The sequence below is a fragment of the Nocardia higoensis NBRC 100133 genome, assembly GCF_000308595.1.
Taxonomy (GTDB): Bacteria; Actinomycetota; Actinomycetes; order Mycobacteriales; family Mycobacteriaceae; genus Nocardia; species Nocardia higoensis.
On the sequence record NZ_BAGA01000015.1, the window covers coordinates 1 to 16402 of the forward strand.

Consider the following 16402-nt stretch of genomic DNA (forward strand, 5'->3'; position numbering starts at 1 on the left):
CCCGCGCCTGGCCGTGAGCCCGGCCCGATCCGGCTCGACGCCACCGGCGCCGACATCATCGGTGAAGCCATCGCGCTGCGTGAGCGCGGGCCTCTGGTCCGGGTGATGCTGCCCGGCGATATCCCCGCGTGGGCGGTCACCGATGCCGAGATGATCAAGCAACTGTTCACCGACTGGCGGGTGTCCAAGGACGCCCATCGACACTGGCCCGCCTTCATCGCCGGGCAAGTGCCCGCGGATTGGCCGCAGATCGCGTGGGTGTCGGTGCGCAATATGTTCACCGCCTACGGCAAAGAGCACCACCGTCTGCGCCGACTCGTCGGCCCCGCCTTCAGCGCTCGCCGCGTCGCCGCGTTGCGGCCGGAGATCAGGATGATCATCCGCAGGCTGCTCGGCGATCTCGCCGCCCGGCCCGACGGGACGGTGATCGACCTGCGCGAGGACTACGCCACCCAGGTGCCCTTGCGGGTGATCTCCGCCCTGATGGGAGTCCCCGCCGAACTGCAACCGCGACTGCGGGTGTGTGTCGACGAGATCTTCTCCACCAGTCCGCGGCGGGACCCGCGGACCACCTTCACCGAGCTGGTCGACACCCTGACGCAGTTGGTGGCGCGCCGCCGTCTCGACCCCGGTCCGGACATGACCAGCCTGCTCATCAGCCACCGCGATAACGACGATCGGCTCAGCGAAGAAGAACTCGTCCACACGCTGTTGCTGGTGATCAGCGCCGGCTACGAGACCACCGTCAACCTGATCGATCGAGCCGTCTGCCAACTGCTGACCCGGCCCGAACTGCTGGCTCAGTTGCGCGTCGGCGCCGTGACGTGGTCGCAGCTGATCGAAGAGTGCTTGCGGTACGCGCCGCCGGTGCCGAACCTGCCGCTGCGCTATGCGGTCACCGATATCGACATCGCGGGCACGCGGATCGAAGCCGGGGACGCGATTCTCGCCTGCTTCGCCGCCGCCAACCGGGACCCGCATCTGCACGGCCCGGACCCCGACGTCTTCGACTCGGCCCGGCCGAACAAGGAGCATCTGTCCTTCGGGTACGGGCCGCACTACTGCCTCGGCGCGGCGCTGGCTCGATTGGAGGCCATCGAAGCGCTGCCCGCTCTGTTCGGGCGGTTTCCCGATCTGACGCTCGCTGTCGAGCCGGGGGAATTGCAGGCGCTGCCCAGTTTCGTATCTCAAGGACACCGGTCGCTGCCCGCCTATCTGGACCGGCCGCGCGATCCGGGAGGGCAACACCGTGGCCGCTGATACTCCGCCGAACTGCGCAGTGGTCCCGCTCGAGCGGGCACCCAGCATCCGCGTCGCTGATGAGCGTCGCCACGACAACCCGCGCTGGCCGACGCGCTCGCCTCTGGATGCCGAGAACGCGCTGCTGCGCCACGGCGACTGTGCGTGGCACTGCTCGACCAAGGTCGCCGCGCTCCTGGTGAGCAGGAACGGCTACCAGTACTTCCGCGATCGCGGATGGATGGAAGGAAACGTATGGGCACCATCGCTCTCGGATTGCTGAACCTCAGCGTCAGCTCCGCGCTCGAGGCCGACCGGCACACGCTCGTCGAACTCGCCGCGGCGCACGGCTGCACCATCACTCACGTTCTCGATATCGACGAGGACACGTTCATGCCGACCACGCTCATCATCGACAGCGCCCACAAGATCCGCGCCACCGCGATCCTGGCCCCGAGCTTGGAACACTTCGGGACAGCGACCAAAGCGCTCACCCTGGCCGCGACGCTGGTCGTGCCGCAGGCGGTGATTCCCCGGGTGCGTGGGTGGAATCCGAATCCCTGAGTGCGACGTGGGCAACCCCTTGACTCCCATCGGCGGCCACTTGGCGGGGAGTCGACACTTGATGAGGTCCTTGCTGGCTGCCTTCGATTCGCGCAGCCAGGCACAGACGACCTGGACCTGATCGAGTTCGCCGACAGCCACGGCGGCTGTGCCGGCTCCGATGCCTCCGAGACCTCGGCCGGGTCACCGAGGATTTTGTGCAGGATCCCTGCGGTGCTCGTACCAGATTGCCGGGACGACCGATCCATTCGGCAACGGCTGCGGTCGCCGATCCTTCTCCGTTGCCCCGATCCTGTCGCAGATTCGCTGCACCGCGAGATTCGACTCGGACGTACCGATCTCGACGACAAGGAAACCCGCCTCGTGGATCGCCTCGACCAGCGCGGCCACTGCTTCGCCCGCGTAACCGGCGCGCCGGTGCCGTGGTCCGATCCACCAGCCGAGAGATCGCGACGATTCGTCGTCGCTACTCGGTTGCACGGTCGCGCCACCTACCAGGGCCCCGTCCGACCACGCCTCGAACACGAGAAGCCCCGGAGTCGGGCGCCCCGACCCGACGGCCTGCACTATTTCCCGAGCATGGCGGTCCGTCCACCCGTTCCCGGTGAGCATCTCCGCATCCATCGTGGCGGCGAGCGCGACCGCATCCTGGGGTACCGGTGGCCGCATCAGCAGCCGTGCGGACTCGACCTCTCGCAGCAGGTCGTAACCTGCCCTGATTTCCTTCTCGACGAGGTCGCTGACCCGCCACGCGATCGCGACAAGCAGGGTGCCCACTCCGAGCACCGCCCAGAGGGCGATAACGAGTTCCTCTGCGGGGGAGCCCGATACGTCCGCCGCGACCGTCAACGCGAGCCCGACACCGACCGCCGGAGCCCCGACCCATGCGATCCACATCGCCAGCCTGCGAGCGGCAGCACGCCAGGGGCACTGCTGAAGAGCCGCTCTGACATACGCGATCCGCCACACGGGAAACATGCGCGAACCATATTCGATGTTGTTGAACCGATGCGGATCCCGGCGTGCAGGAACCCGGTCGGGCAGCGCTTTGGCGCAGAGAGACTTCCACGCCATCCGGACACTCGCGCCGCACGAACCGGCCGCAGCAGTTTCGCGCTGCCCATCATCGTGGGGCACCCGCTCGGCGCGACCGGCGCGCGGTCATCCGGAATATGCAGCGTGACGGGCGTATTCCCGTCGAATCACCCGGACCCCAACCCTGTTCCACCCCTTTCCGTCCGGCCTACCGTCGATCGGGTGGGAGAGCAGAACGCACGTCGCAGGCCGCTGAAGACCGTCACCGGCGTGAGCGGTGGGGAGGACATCTACGCGGCGGCGGTGGACCCGGCCAGATCCACCCTCGCCTCGGCGCTGGAGGTCGCGAAGATCGCCGAGGACAACAAGTTCGACGCGCTCTTCGCGGCCGACCTGCTCTCCTTCGGCAAGCAGGGCGCCATCGGCGCGCAGGAGCCGCTGATCTACCTGGCGGCGCTGAGCGCGGTCACCTCGCACGTCGGGCTGATCGCCACCGTCACCACCACCTTCCACCACCCGTACAACCTGGCCAGGCTGTTCGGCACGCTCGATCACGTGAGCAACGGCCGGGCGGCCTGGAACGCGGTGACCTCCTCGCTCGGCGAGGAGAACTACAGCGACCTGGAGCTGCCGAGCCCCGAGGAGCGCTACGCTCGCGCCACCGAATCGCTCGAGGTGGTCAACTCGTTGTTCGACTCGTGGCAGCCGGGCGCGCTCACCTCCGACGGCGCGGGCGGGGCGAAGCTCGACCCGGACCTGGTCCACCCGATCGACTACCGGGGCCGCTACTTCACCGTCGCCGGTCCGCTCAACATCCCGCCGTTGCCGCAGCGCAGGCCGGTGCAGTTCCAGGCCGGGCAGTCCGCGGGCGGGATCGAACTCGGCGCCCGGTTCGCCGAGGTGGTGTTCACCTCGCTGGCGACCCTCGACGACGCGCTCGAGTACACCGCGCGAATCCGTGCCAGGGCAACCGAACTCGGCCGTCCCGGTGGTCTGCCGCTGATCTTCAGTTCCCTGCACGCCACCTTCGGCGCCACCGAGGCCGAGGCCGCGCGCCTGGTCCGCGAGCGCGACGAGGCCACCGACTTCGACGCGGGCCGTCACCGGCTCGCCGACATGCTCGGCGGCGGCGTCGATCTCACCGACCTGCCGCTGGATCGGCCGCTGCCCGAATCCCTGCTCCCCGAACTGGAATCGGTGAACCGCCGTCGCGGCCGGGTGGAGATCTTCACCCGGCTCGCCAGGTCCGGTCGCACCCTGCGCGAACTCATCGTGGCCTCGAAGGACACCGGGCACTGGGCGGCGGCGGGCACCCCGGAACAGCTCGCCGACGCGATCCAGGAGCGCTACGACGCGGGCGTTCTCGACGTCATCGGGCTCAGCGGACTCGCGGATCCGAGGACCCGCGATTTCGTCACCAACGGACTGCTGCCGGAACTGCGTCGCCGCGGCATCGTCGGCACCGACTACATCGGCGGCACCTTCCGCGACAACCTGGAACTTCCCCCATTGCCCGATCGCTCGGCCTGATCGGTCGGACAGCGCGTCGCCCTCCCGCGCGGCCGGCACCCGCGCACCTCGGAGATATGCCGTGTGGCATCCGTTTTCGCGGCGCCGTTCGGATTCCTCGACGGAGCAGTTCGCGGGTCGTGAACCGGGGGACCGGCCCGTCGACACCGACGCGCGGGTCAGCCGCTCATCGCGCACCCGGCAGTGCCAGGGCGACGATGGGCCGCGTGCCGTCGGCCAGCTCACGGAACACCGCCTCGGTGAGCGAACCGGGATCGGCGCAGTAGACGATGATGCGCTGATCGCTGTCGGGCAGGTGCAGCACCTGACATTGGAAGTCGAGCACGCCGTATTCGGGGTGGGTGACCCGCTTGCGGTGGTGGCGGCGCTCGGCGACGTCCTGGGATGCCCACATCTCGGCGAAACGCGGTGCGGTGCCGAGCAGTTCGGTGACCAGACCGGACAGGGCGGGATTACCGGGATAGCGGGCGTAGGCGGCGCGCAGGTCGGCGACGGTGGTCCTGGCGAAATTCAGGGTCTCCGGATCCGACCAGCTCGGGTCGTCGGCCGGGCGGCGGAACGCCCAGCGGACCATGTTGCGGTCGGCCTCGGGGGCGTCGGTGAGATCGGAGATGAAGGGGACGGCCAGGGCGTTCCAGGCGAGGATGTCGTAGCTCGCGTCGGTCACGTAGGCGGGCATGGCGGTCAGCCCGTCCAGAATGGCGCGGACGGCGACGGAGACGGTGCGGTCCGGGCCCGCCACCACCGGCGGCGGGTGTCCGGCGGTGCGGTACAGGTAGGCGCGCTCGTCGGCGGTGAGTATCAGCGCCCTGGCCAGCGCGCCGAGCACCTGGGCCGAGGGGTGCGGGCCGCGGGCCTGTTCGAGGCGCACGTAGTACTCGACGGAGATGCCCGCCAGCTGCGCGACCTCCTGGCGCCGCAGGCCAGGGGTGCGCCGCGGCCCGGTGTGGGGGAGCCCGACGTCGGCGGGGCGCAGGTCGGCGCGGCGGGCCCGCAGGAAGGCCGCGAGATCGGTCCGGTTCGCCATGTCCCCAGTGTGCTCGCTCGCGATCCGTCCAGGGTGGTACCGGTGATACCACGCTCGTCCGGCCCTCCCCGGCCGGCGAACGCGGTGGCAGCGTTGGTGACATGACGAACAACGACACGACCACCGTCGCCCTGATCACCGGAGCCAACAAGGGCCTCGGCTACGAAACCGCACGCTCGCTCGCCGCCCGCGGCGTCACCGTCCTGATCGGCGCCAGAGATCCCGAGCGCGGCCGGGCCGCCGCGGAGAAACTGGCCGCCGAGGGCGGCGATGTCCGGTTCGTCCGGCTGGACGTCACCGATGCCGATTCGATCACCGCCGCCGCCGAGTACATCGACGCCGAGTTCGGCCGGCTCGACATTCTGGTCAACAACGCCGCCATCACCGGAACGTTCGAGGAACACCTGCCGTCGCTCACCACGGTCGGCACGCTGCGCACGGTGTACGAGACCAATGTGTTCGGCCCGGTCGCGGTCACCAACGCCATGTTGCCGCTGCTGCGCCGCGCCGAGGCCGCGCGCATTGTCAACGTCTCCAGCGAGGTCGGGTCGGTCGAGCTGATGAACGACCGGAACGGCCCGATGTGGTCGATGGCGGCGATCACCTACCCGTCCTCCAAGACCGCCCTCACCATGATCACCACCATGTACGCCAAGGAGCTGTGGGACACCCCGATCAAGGTCAACGCGGCGAATCCCGGCTTCTGCGCGACAGATCTCAACGGCAACAGCGGATTCCGCACCCCCGAACAGGGGGCCGAGCCGATCGTGCATCTGGCGACGCTGCCCGCCGACGGCCCGACCGGGCAGCTGTGGGGCTACCGCTGGGGCGCGACCGACGGGGTGGAGTACGGGCGACTGCCCTGGTGATGGTCGCGCCGGCGGCTCACACCAGGGCGGCGGCCGATTGTCCCTGCTGCGCCGAGACCACCAGGTTGCTCTTGACCAGCGGCGCACCCGACGTCAGCGCCGCCACCCATTCCGCGGTGGTGCCGACGGCGGCGAAATTCGACTGGAACAGCACCATCAAGGTGGCGTGCAGCGTCTGCGCCGACACCTCGCCGGCCTCGTTGGCCAGGTGGATCGCGCCGGTCGCGTCGGAGAGGATCTCGGCGGTGAAGCCCAGGCCCTCCGCCTCCACCACGGTGGCGAGGTCGCAGTTGTTGGTCATGTAACCGACGACGGTGATGGTGTCGACGCCGCGCGCACGCAACCACTCCGCGAGGTCGGTGCCCGCGAACACGCTGCCGTGCACCTTGTGGATGTGCTTGGTGTCCGGCGTGATCCGCTGCGCCACCTCGGGCCGCAGCGCCCAGCCGCGGGTGCCCTCGGCGAGCACCGGCGCGCCCTCGGGCGAGCGATGCTGCACGACGGCGACCGGAATGCCCTGGGCCGCAGCGGCATCCATCGCGGCCGCGATGTTGGCGAGTGACTCCTCGCGCGGCGGGTACTGGACCTCGAGCGGGCCGCCGAAGTACTCCTGCTGGACATCGACGACGACGAGGGCCCGGTGTGCTGTGGTCATGGCTGCCATTTCTCCGTGAGGTTCCCGACGTACTGCGCGCGCCCGGTGCGGGCGTCGAGGTCCGATTCTTCGATACCCGCCGTGGCAGGACGAGTGGCACGGATGCATACTTTCGATGGAATCGGGCCATCCTGAGGAGTCGCCGTGCAGATCGCTGTCTACGCCCTCGACGGCTTCCCCATGTTCCATCTCGCCGTGCCGCTGACGGTGTTCGGCGAGGTCGGCAGACTCGGGCTGGCGGCGGACTGGCAGACCCGGCTGTGGTCCGACCGGCCAGGTTCCGTCCGGACCGCCGAGGGCTACTCGATCGGCGACGTCGCCGGGCCGGAGATCCTGGACAGCGCTGACATCGTCGTCGTGCCCTCCTGGCCGCAATCGCTCACGCCCGCGGGGGAAGCACTGAAGCACCAGTTGATCGAGGCCCATCGGCGCGGCGCGACGATCGCGGGCCTGTGCCTCGGCGCGTTTCCGCTCGCCGACGCCGGTCTGCTCGACGGACGCGCGGCGGTCACTCATTGGAAGGTGCTCGCGCTGCTCGCCGAACGCAGGCCCGACACCGAGGTGGATGCCTCGGTGCTCTACATCGACCACGGCGACGTGCTCACCTCCGCGGGCACCGCCTCGGCGATCGACGCGTGCCTGCATCTGGTCCGCAAGCACCTCGGCGTGGCCGCGGCGACCCGGGTGGCCCGCAGCCTCGTCGTCGCCCCGCACCGCGAGGGCGGCCAGGCCCAGTACATCGAACGCCCGCTCGCGCGCCCCGCCACCGACGGCGCGATCGGGGACGTGCTGGACTGGGCACTGGCCCATCTCGACGAGCCGCTCACCGTCGACATGCTCGCCGAGCGCGCCCGCATGAGCCGCCGCAGCTTCGTCCGCCACTTCCAGCAGTCCACCGGCACGACCCCCGCCCGCTGGATCCTCGAACGCCGCCTCGACGAAGCCCGCGCCCTGCTGGAAACCACCGACTGGCCCATCGACACCATCGCCTCGGCCTGCGGCTTCGGCAGCCCCGTCACCCTCCGCCAGAACTTCGCCACCGCTTACGGCACCACCCCCACCACCTACCGCCGCCGCTTCGCCCCGGCCCCCGCGTAGCGAGCGCCTGCGCACGGAAACGGCCCCGGAACCACGCCGGGTTCCGAGGCCGGGACGAAGAGGCGGCCTACTTCGTGGTGGCCGTCTTCGATGGATTGCGCAGGGCCGCAGGGTGTCCGAGCGAGATTCGGCCTCGTAGACTAGCGCTCGATGAGCTCCTGGCAGCTGGCAGGTCGTCGATGACGCCGGTGTCTGACAGGGCCGATAGGGAAAGGATGCCTACAGCCGACCTTCGGCTGTAGGAACCGGGGGCGGCGGCAGTTGACTACTTCGCGCAGACGGGCTGGTCGGAGACGCAGACGTTCGGCACGCTCGCAATCCCTGCGCCTCCGGTCATAAACGCCCATCCCGAGGGGGTCTGGAACGAGGACTGCACCGAGGGCAGCATCGATTCGTCTAGTTCGAGGGGCAGGATCAGCCCGACCATCGAGGTGAAGTTCAGCGAGCCGCCAGAGGCGATGGTGGTGGAGGGGGCATTAATTTCGAATTGTCGCCCGCAGTATCCGGAGGTGACGTCGGCGTTGGATGCATTCGCGGACAGCACCTGACACGCCTGGCTGCTGCTGGGCCATGCCGCGGCCACCACCGCCCCTTCAGGGAGGGGGGCGTTGCGATTCGGAGTCAGGTTGTAGATGGTGCCGGTAGTGGCCAGGGTGAAGGAGAAGATCGCTGCCCCCGGCTTTGCGTTGGCAATGTCGACCACCGGCGTGTACACCGCTGGCCCCTTGAGCACGACCCGGTACTGGTAGCCGGCCTTGTCGCTGAATGTCTGATCGAGCAGCGTCGCAGACTGGTGAACAGTGGTGGTCGGCGACTGCGGCACCGGGCCGGGGGCGAGGTCCTCGCCGCAGTGTTCGGCGATATAGGTGCTCAAGCGGGTCAACGATCCCGTGTTGAGCAGCGCGTTGGCCAACGCCCCTGCGCCGTCACGATCGATGCCCTCCTGCTCGGCGGTATCCCATGCCGAGGCGGTCGCCTCGGCATCGGACTGGATCTCCGCGGGGGCAACTGCGGCGATCTCGCGCCACATCAGCTTCAGGTCTCCCACCGCGCCAGCGCCGTTTACGAGGTTCGCCAGATCGTTGGTCGAATCGGTGGCCGCCATGGCCTGCTCGAACCGCTCCTTGTGCTTGCTCACCGTCTCGCACAACGCGGCATCCGAGCGAGCAGTCTGACTCGCGGCAGTGTCGCTGACCTTGCACCCCGACAACAACAAAGAAGCCACTAACAACGAAACCGGCACTCCGACTGCAACCTTCAAGAAATGCACTACAACTCCAAACCGATTGGCCGGGCCGCGACAGACCGTCATCTCAGATCAGGCAGGGACTCGAGCTCCGGGCTACATCGGCCGAAGCAGCCCACTGATGGTAGGGGACCTCCCCAACCATGTGGCGCACAATCGGTAAACACCCTGCGGACATCGCAGCTGCCGGAGGGCGAGGAAGGTCTGCTCGCAACCAGCCGACATCCACCAAGCCCTACTCGGCCTCGTCCGCGCAGTCCTCTGCTCCCGCGGACTTATTCTGAATTGACCTCTTAGAGCTGCCAAAGTCTGCCTGCGGGTTGTGACCGGGCGCCTGCTCGGAGAAGCGGCACCGGGTCCGGGGATCTTCTACCGCGCCGAGGTCTGGCCACTCGCCAGCGGTGTGGAAAATCACCGCCTGCCGCTACGGGTTCGAGGAAGAGCCTCTCGTTGATGGGCTGCTAACAGCGTTTTCAGCGTCGCCGGTACGGATCATAGACAGCCTTCACGGGTGGCGTAGGTAGATGCCGACGTGCCTGTGCACGGCGGGCCCGGCCCGGGCCCGCCGTGTCGGTCCTACTCCGAGACAGTCGCCTGCGGCGGATTCCGCAGCGCCGCAAGCGCGTCGAGCCGCGCCTCGGCCTCGTCCACGATCCGCTCGATGAGTTCCTTGCAGGTGGGCAGGTCGTCGATGATGCCGGTGACCTGACCGGCCGCGAGCACGCCGGCCTGGGTGTTGCCCTCGACCAGTCCCGCGCGCAACAGCATCGGGGTGTTCGCGGCCATGATCACCTGGGACCAGGTGAGGTCCTTGGTCTTGCGCATGGCCAGGCCGTCCCGGACCAGTGTCGACCACTTCATGCCGGTCATCTTCTTGAACTTCGCCGCGTTCGACACCGCGGCGGTGAAGCCGCGCCAGTTGCCCGAATGTTCCAGGCGCTGCACCAGTTCGGTGTTGAGCACCCGGTGCGGCATGCCGTCGACCTTGAGCGAGACCACCGTGTCCTGCAGGTGCCGCTTCAGGTATTCCTGTTTGACCGCGTCGGGCACGCTGCTGTCCTGGGTGAGCAGGAATCGGGTGCCCATCGCCACGCCGGCCGCGCCGTAGGCCAGCGCGGCGGCCAGCCCGCGACCGTCGTAGAAGCCGCCCGCGGCGACGACCGGGATGTCGACGGCGTCCAGTACCGAGGGCAGTAGCAGGGTGGTGGCGACCGGGCCGGTGTGCCCGCCGCCCTCGCCGCCCTGCACGATCACCGCGTCCGCGCCCCAGGAGGCCACCTTCACCGCGTGCTTGGCCGCGCCGATCGACGGGATCACCACGACCCCGGCGTCTTTGAGCTTGGCGATGAGGTCCTTCTTGGGCGCGAGCGCGAAGGAGGCGACCGCGACCTTCTCCCGGATCAGCAGGTCGATGCGCTCACCCGCGTCGCTGGCGTCGGCGCGGATGTTCACGCCGAACGGCCGATCGGTCTGCGCCTTGGTCTTGGCGACCGCGGCTTCCAGTTCGGCGTAGGTCATGGTCGCCGAGGCGAGGATGCCGAGGCCGCCCGCGTTGGAGGTGGCCGAGACCAGGCTCGGCCCGGCCACCCAGCCCATGCCGGTCTGCACGATCGGGTGTTCGATGCCGACCAGGTCGGTCAGCGCGGTGCGCAAGCGCGGTGTCGGGGCGTTCACGTGGACGGCACCTCCTTCTCGCGAATCTTCTTCGGGTCGAGCACTTCCCGGATGATGCGCAGCTGCTCGGCGGTGGGCGCGGCGGTCACCGGGGCCTCGGCGAGGCCGGCCACCTCGAAGGAGGTGTTCTCGGCGACCTCTTCCGGCGTCACGCCGGGGTGCAGGCTGCGCGCGCGCATGGTGTGGTCGGGGCCCTCGAAGTCGAAGACGCCCAGGTTGGTCACCACGCGGTGGATCTTCAGGAAGCGGAAGGCCGGGTTGTCCGGGTCGACCTTGTCGTAGCCGACGCCGCAGACGATGTCGACGGCGTCGACGAAGACCCGCTTGTTGTGCTTGGCGACCCAGTAGCTGGTCGCGTGGTTGATGGTGTTGCCGGGCGCGCCGCGCAGGCCGAACATCTGCCGGGTCGGCTGCTGGTGCGGGCCGAAGGCGGAGAGGTTCTGGTTGCCGAATCGGTCGATCTGGTTGGCGCCCATCACCACATGGCGACGGCCGGAGGCCAGCACGTCGAACACCTTGCGGAACGGGATCCAGCCCTCGATGGGGGACTTGCCGCCCAGCGGGGGAGTGTCGGCCAGCAACAGCGCCTCGCCGTCGGACATCAGCAGGTCCGGTTCGGTGGTGAGGCGGGCCAGGCGGGCGCCGAGGGTTGCCATCGGGGTCATCGGCGAGGCGACGATCTCGCCCGCGCCGTCGAAGATCTCCGCGCACGCGACGGCGCAGTATTCGGCCCGGGTGATGGTTTCGGTGCTGGTCATCACGCCTCCTCGGCGAACCGGCGGACGGCGGCCTGGTACTCGTCCTCGGAGACCGCCAGATAGGTGTCGGCGAACTGCTGCCAGGACTCCGGCGTCTTCGCCGCTTCCACGTAGTGGCGCTGGAACTTCTCGTCGCGCCCGTAATCGCCGGCGAAGGTGAAGTGCGCGCCGTTCGGCGCCTCGACCACCCCGTCGACCATCATGCGATTGAGCAGCAATTGCTGCGGAACAACGGTTTTCACCAGCTCCTCGGTGTCCACCACGCGCTCGACCGAGAGGTAGCGGCGCTCGGCGGCCATGCAGTACAGGTCGTCGAAGTAGGGGTCGATGCCGGTGTAGGCGGCATTGCCGTGCTCGTCGGCGATGTCGAGGTGCACCAGGGCGGCGTCGAGGTTCAACGCGGGCATGGCGGTGAGGGTTTCGGCCCTGCCGTCGGGGGCGGGATAGGGCGAGATGACGGTCTTCAGCTCACCCTCCCAGAAGGTGAACACGTCGGAACCGAGCCCGGCGCGGATCGGCAGGAACGGCAGCCGGGCCGCCGCGGCCTCCAAGCCGGCCTTGAGCATGCCCTCGTCCATTTCGCGCGAGACGATCGCGCCGGTGGTGCGGGCCTTGCCGAACCACGGGTCGTAGAAGGGCGCGGAGTCCAGCGACACGAAGCCGTAGTACGCCTTGCGCACCTTGCCGGCCGAGCACAGCAGGCCCAGGTCGGGGCCGCCGTAGCTGACCACGGTCAGGTCGGTGAGGTCCGAGCGCAGGATGGCGCGCACCAGCGCCATCGGCTTGCGCCGCGAACCCCAGCCGCCGATGCCGATGGTCATGCCGCTGCGCAGCTCGCCGACCACGTCGTCGAGCGACATTCGTTTGTCTTTCATCGGTCCTTACTCCTGGTTCCCGGACTTGCGCGCCGCGAGGTCGTCGTCGAAGCGGGCGCGGATCTCGTCGGCGACGCCCGCCAGATTCAGCTCGAAGGTGAAGCCCTGTTCGTAGCGGTAGCTGCGATGCACGTCCTGGATGTCGATGCCGTTGAGCGCCTTCTTGGCCGCGCGGATCACCCGGCCGTCCTTGGCGGCGATGTTCTCGGCCACCTTCAGCGTGGCGGCGTCGAGTTCGGCGCGCGGCACCACCTGGTACACCGAGCCGTGGTGGTGCAACTGCTGGGCGGTGATGGTGCTCGCGGTGTAGAACAGCGCGCGCATCAGGTGCTGGGGGACCAGCCGGGCCAGGTGGGTGGCCGCGCCGAGTGCGCCGCGGTCGACCTCGGGCAGGCCGAACGTGGCGTCGTCGGAAGCGATCACGACATCGGCATTGCCGACCAGGCCGATGCCGCCGCCCAGGCAGAAGCCCTGCACCGAGGCGATCACCGGGACCGGGCAGTCGTAGACCGCGCCGAAGGCCTCGAAGCAGCCGTGGTTGGCGTCGATGAGCGCCTGGTGACCTGGCTTGCTCTGGATCTCCTTGATGTCGACACCGGCGTTGAAGCCGCGGTTCTCCGCGCGCAGCACCACGACCTTGGTCTGCGGGTCGCGCCCGGCCGCGCGGATCTCGTCGGCGATGGCGAACCAGCCGTCGGTCGGGATGGCGTTGACCGGCGGATAGTCGATCGTGACGACGGCGATGCCGGTGGATTCGGTGTGACGGTTGATCCCCATCGCAGGCCCTTCGTTGACACCGCTCTGTTGACAAAGCGGGTGGTTGGCAAAGCAAGCAGTTGCTTGGTAGGTTAGCACGGTGGCACTCGAAATCGACCTGTCCGATCGCGTCGTCTTGGTGACCGGCGGGGTGCGCGGCGTGGGCGCGGGCATCAGCCGGGAATTCCTCGCCGCGGGAGCGACCGTCGTCGTCTGCGCGCGGCGCGAACCCGAGACTCCGGTGAGCCGCGACGGCAGGCAGGCGCACTTCCTGCCCTGCGATGTGCGCGATGCCGAGGCGGTGCGCGCCCTGGTCGATACCGTGGTCGCCACCTACGGCAGGCTCGATCACGCGGTCAACAACGCCGGCGGCGCGCCGTTCGCCCCGGCCGCGACCGCGAGCGTCAACTTCCACACCAAGATCCTGGAACTGAATCTCATGTCCGCGCTGTGGGTTTCGCAGGCCGCCAATGCCGTGATGCAGGAGCAGGCCGAGGGCGGATCGATCGTGATGATCTCCAGCCTCAGCGGGCACCGTCCCTCACCCGGCACCGCCGCCTACGGCGCGGCCAAGGCGGGCGTGGACAGCCTCACCCAGTCGCTGGCGATGGAGTGGGCGCCGAAGGTGCGCGTCAATTCCCTGATCGTCGGGCCGGTCGAGACCGAACTGAGCGAGCTGCACTACGGCGATCGCGCCGGTATCGACGCGGTGGCCTCGACGATCCCGCTCGGGCGGCTGGCCGCGCCCGCGGATGTCGGCCGGGTGGCCGCCTTCCTCGCCTCCCCGCTGGCCGCCTATGTCAGCGGCGCGATGGTGCAGGTGCACGGCGGCGGTGAACGGCCTCCCTTCCTCGCCGTGTCCACCGCGGGCAATGTCCCCGCGGGCACTGCCGCGACCGGCACTCGCGCCGCGGGCAACGGCACCGCGGCAGGCGGCGAGCAGCAGCGGGCCTGACCCGCACCGAGAACGGAAAGAGGACAACGGAAATGGATCAGCAGATCTGCGCGGGGCGCGTCGTCATCGTCACCGGCGCCGGGCGCGGCATCGGCCGCGCGCACGCGCTGGCCTTCGCCGCCGCGGGCGCCCGGGTGGTCGTCAACGACATCGGCTCCTCGCTGCACGGCGACGCCACCGGTGAACGCCCGGCCGAACAAGTGGTCGCCGAGATCGAGGCCGCGGGCGGCGAGGCGGTGGCCAACTACGACGACGTCGCCGACTGGGCGGGCTCGCGCAATCTGATCCAGCAGGCCGTCGACACCTACGGCACGCTCGACGTGCTGGTCAACAATGCCGGCTTCGTGCGCGATCGCATGCTGGTGAATCTGTCCGAAGAGGAATGGGATTCGGTGGTGCGGGTCCACCTGAAGGGCCATTTCGCGACCATGCGGCATGCCGCCGAGTACTGGCGCGCGGAATCCAAGGCCGGACGTCCGGTCGACGCGCGCGTCATCAACACCAGTTCCGGCGCGGGTCTGCAGGGCAGCGTCGGACAGTCCAATTACGGTGCGGCGAAAGCCGGTATCGCCGGGCTCACGCTGACCGCCGCGGCGGAATTCGCCCGCTACGGCGCGACCGTCAACGCCATCGCGCCCTCGGCGCGCACCCGGATGACCGAAACGGTCTTCGCCGACATGATGGCCAAGCCCGATTCCGGTTTCGACGCCATGGCACCGGAGAACATCTCCCCGCTGGTGGTGTGGCTGGGCAGCGCCGAGTCGGCCGGGGTCACCGGGCGGGTCTTCGAACTCGAGGGCGGCAAGGTCGCACTGGCCGACGGCTGGCGCCACGGCGTGGCCGTGGACCGCGGCGCGCGCTGGGATCCGGCCGAGCTCGGCCCGGTCGTCGCCGACCTCATCGCCAAGTCCGCGCCGCCGGAAGCGGTGTACGGAGCCTGATTCCAGCCGATTGCTGGGCCCCTCCGAGCGGTTGCTAACGTTCTTCCGACACCATGCGGGTCGCGCATTAGTATGTGCTCCCGTTGTGTGAAGTCCGGGCGCGAGTTGGTGACCGGGCGGGATTGCCGCTGTAAAGAGGGGAGGCCGGCGCATGGCCGCTGGTCGCACGAGGCGTGTTGTGGCTGTGGCGAGTGCTGTTGCCGGAATTGCGCTGTCCGCGTCCGCAGGGGCCTGGGCCGCGCCGCAAGGGCCGCAGGGCGGGGGCGTGCCGTCGACCGGCCCGGTCCCCACCGAACCCGCCCAACCCGCCGCCGGCCCCGGCGATCTTCCCGCGGAGCTGCCCGTCGACGAGGGCGGGTCGGGCGGCGGCAACTCCGGTCACGGTGATCCCCGGAACGGGAACCCGGGCGGGGGCCGCGACGGAAACCCCGGCGCGGGTATTTCCGGTAACGGCGATGCGGGCGTGCCCGGCAACGGGAATTCCGGCGGCGTCGCGAACGGTCACTCCGGCGGTGATCCGGCCGACGGCGACTCCCGCGGAGGAATTCCGGTCGGCGGCGGGGGCGCGGCGAACCCGGGGATCGGAAATCCCGGCGACAAAGGTAACGAGAACAATAACGGCGACGGAACTCTCGGCAACGGCAATCCGAACAACGGAAATCCGGGTGGCGGAAATCCGGGGATCGGGAATTCGGGATACCAGGGCAATGCGGGCTCCCAGGGCGACGCGGGTTCCCAGGGCAACGCGGGCTCGCAGGGCGCCGGTGCCGATCCCGGACAAAGTAGCGGCGCACCGATCGCGCAGCTTCCTGGCCTGTCGACCGGCTCGGCGTCCGGGTCGGGCGAGGACGGGTTTCCCGTGCCCGGATCCGTCCCTGTCGGACCGGAACTGTCGCTGACCCCGCCCCCGGCCCCCGCTCCGCCCGCGGAGATCAGCTCCACCGGGTCCGGCGCGGGTTCGGCCGCGGCGGGCTCGGCGGGCGCGACCATCCTGCTCGGCACCGGCTCGGCCGGTCTCGCCGCGATCCTCGGTACCGGATCGTCGGGACTCGGCGCCGTGCTCGGAACCGGTTCGGCGGGGGTGGGTTCGGGCCTGGCGACCGGTTCGGCCGGCGCGGGCCTCGCTCTCGGCGCCGGATCGGGTGGTCTCGCGCTCGGTCTCGGTACCGGTTCGGCCGGT

The 16402-nt window shown here is 69.4% G+C and carries 15 protein-coding genes and 1 pseudogene; 8 read left to right on the plus strand and 8 right to left on the minus strand.

The window, feature by feature from the left end; translation table 11 throughout:
• Window positions 1-27 precede the first annotated feature (27 nt).
• A complete protein-coding gene (locus ON26_RS02290; RefSeq protein WP_040794286.1) occupies window positions 28-1260 on the plus strand; it encodes a cytochrome P450 family protein in 1233 nt (410 codons plus the stop codon).
• Between the two features lie 234 nt (window positions 1261-1494).
• Window positions 1495-1803 (plus strand): hypothetical protein, encoded by a 309-nt coding sequence (locus ON26_RS02295; RefSeq protein WP_040794272.1) that lies wholly within the window; start codon window positions 1495-1497, stop codon window positions 1801-1803.
• 183 nt (window positions 1804-1986) lie between these two features.
• Here ON26_RS02295 and ON26_RS02300 read toward each other — a convergent pair whose 3' ends face one another.
• Window positions 1987-2877, minus strand: coding sequence for a GNAT family N-acetyltransferase (locus ON26_RS02300; RefSeq protein ID WP_083883671.1), 891 nt, complete (start codon window positions 2875-2877; stop codon window positions 1987-1989).
• A 183-nt stretch (window positions 2878-3060) separates the two neighbouring features.
• Between ON26_RS02300 and ON26_RS02305 the strand changes: the two genes are divergently transcribed.
• Window positions 3061-4368, plus strand: coding sequence for an NtaA/DmoA family FMN-dependent monooxygenase (locus tag ON26_RS02305; protein WP_040794274.1), 1308 nt, complete (start codon window positions 3061-3063; stop codon window positions 4366-4368).
• Between the two features lie 166 nt (window positions 4369-4534).
• Here the strand turns inward: ON26_RS02305 and ON26_RS02310 are convergent, their stop codons facing one another.
• Entirely contained in the window at window positions 4535-5395 is an 861-nt protein-coding gene (locus ON26_RS02310; RefSeq protein WP_040794275.1) for a helix-turn-helix transcriptional regulator, read from the minus strand.
• 101 nt (window positions 5396-5496) lie between these two features.
• Here ON26_RS02310 and ON26_RS02315 point away from each other — a divergent pair, with 101 nt between their 5' ends.
• Window positions 5497-6264 (plus strand): SDR family oxidoreductase, encoded by a 768-nt coding sequence (locus ON26_RS02315; RefSeq protein WP_040794276.1) that lies wholly within the window; start codon window positions 5497-5499, stop codon window positions 6262-6264.
• 16 nt (window positions 6265-6280) lie between these two features.
• Here ON26_RS02315 and ON26_RS02320 read toward each other — a convergent pair whose 3' ends face one another.
• Complete coding sequence (locus tag ON26_RS02320) at window positions 6281-6919, minus strand: isochorismatase family protein (RefSeq protein ID WP_040794277.1); 639 nt, start codon at window positions 6917-6919, stop codon at window positions 6281-6283.
• A 144-nt stretch (window positions 6920-7063) separates the two neighbouring features.
• Here ON26_RS02320 and ON26_RS02325 point away from each other — a divergent pair, with 144 nt between their 5' ends.
• Window positions 7064-8017, plus strand: a complete 954-nt coding sequence (locus tag ON26_RS02325; RefSeq protein WP_040794278.1) for a GlxA family transcriptional regulator — start codon at window positions 7064-7066, stop codon at window positions 8015-8017.
• A gap of 265 nt (window positions 8018-8282) precedes the next feature.
• On the opposite strand, the gene ON26_RS02330 is transcribed toward ON26_RS02325, so the two are convergent.
• From ON26_RS02330 to ON26_RS02350, 5 genes are all read right to left on the minus strand, one after another.
• Window positions 8283-9155 (minus strand): hypothetical protein, encoded by an 873-nt coding sequence (locus ON26_RS02330; protein WP_157171762.1) that lies wholly within the window; start codon window positions 9153-9155, stop codon window positions 8283-8285.
• A gap of 684 nt (window positions 9156-9839) precedes the next feature.
• Window positions 9840-10937: an NAD(P)H-dependent flavin oxidoreductase gene (locus ON26_RS02335; protein ID WP_040794280.1), complete on the minus strand. Its 1098-nt coding sequence runs from the start codon at window positions 10935-10937 to the stop codon at window positions 9840-9842.
• Window positions 10934-11695: a CoA-transferase subunit beta gene (locus tag ON26_RS02340; protein ID WP_040794281.1), complete on the minus strand. Its 762-nt coding sequence runs from the start codon at window positions 11693-11695 to the stop codon at window positions 10934-10936. The genes ON26_RS02335 and ON26_RS02340 overlap by 4 nt, the downstream gene beginning before the upstream one ends.
• On the minus strand, window positions 11695-12570 hold the full coding sequence (locus ON26_RS02345; protein ID WP_083883672.1) for a CoA transferase subunit A: 876 nt from the start codon (window positions 12568-12570) through the stop codon (window positions 11695-11697). Before ON26_RS02345 ends, ON26_RS02340 begins: the two co-directional genes overlap by 1 nt.
• A gap of 6 nt (window positions 12571-12576) precedes the next feature.
• A complete protein-coding gene (locus ON26_RS02350; protein WP_040794283.1) occupies window positions 12577-13347 on the minus strand; it encodes an enoyl-CoA hydratase family protein in 771 nt (256 codons plus the stop codon).
• A gap of 79 nt (window positions 13348-13426) precedes the next feature.
• Here ON26_RS02350 and ON26_RS02355 point away from each other — a divergent pair, with 79 nt between their 5' ends.
• From ON26_RS02355 to ON26_RS32840, 3 genes and pseudogenes are all read left to right on the plus strand, one after another.
• Complete coding sequence (locus tag ON26_RS02355) at window positions 13427-14281, plus strand: SDR family oxidoreductase (protein ID WP_051026557.1); 855 nt, start codon at window positions 13427-13429, stop codon at window positions 14279-14281.
• 32 nt (window positions 14282-14313) lie between these two features.
• Complete coding sequence (locus ON26_RS02360) at window positions 14314-15222, plus strand: SDR family oxidoreductase (RefSeq protein WP_040794284.1); 909 nt, start codon at window positions 14314-14316, stop codon at window positions 15220-15222.
• 265 nt (window positions 15223-15487) lie between these two features.
• Window positions 15488-16402: pseudogene (locus ON26_RS32840) on the plus strand (hypothetical protein); the annotation flags it as partial.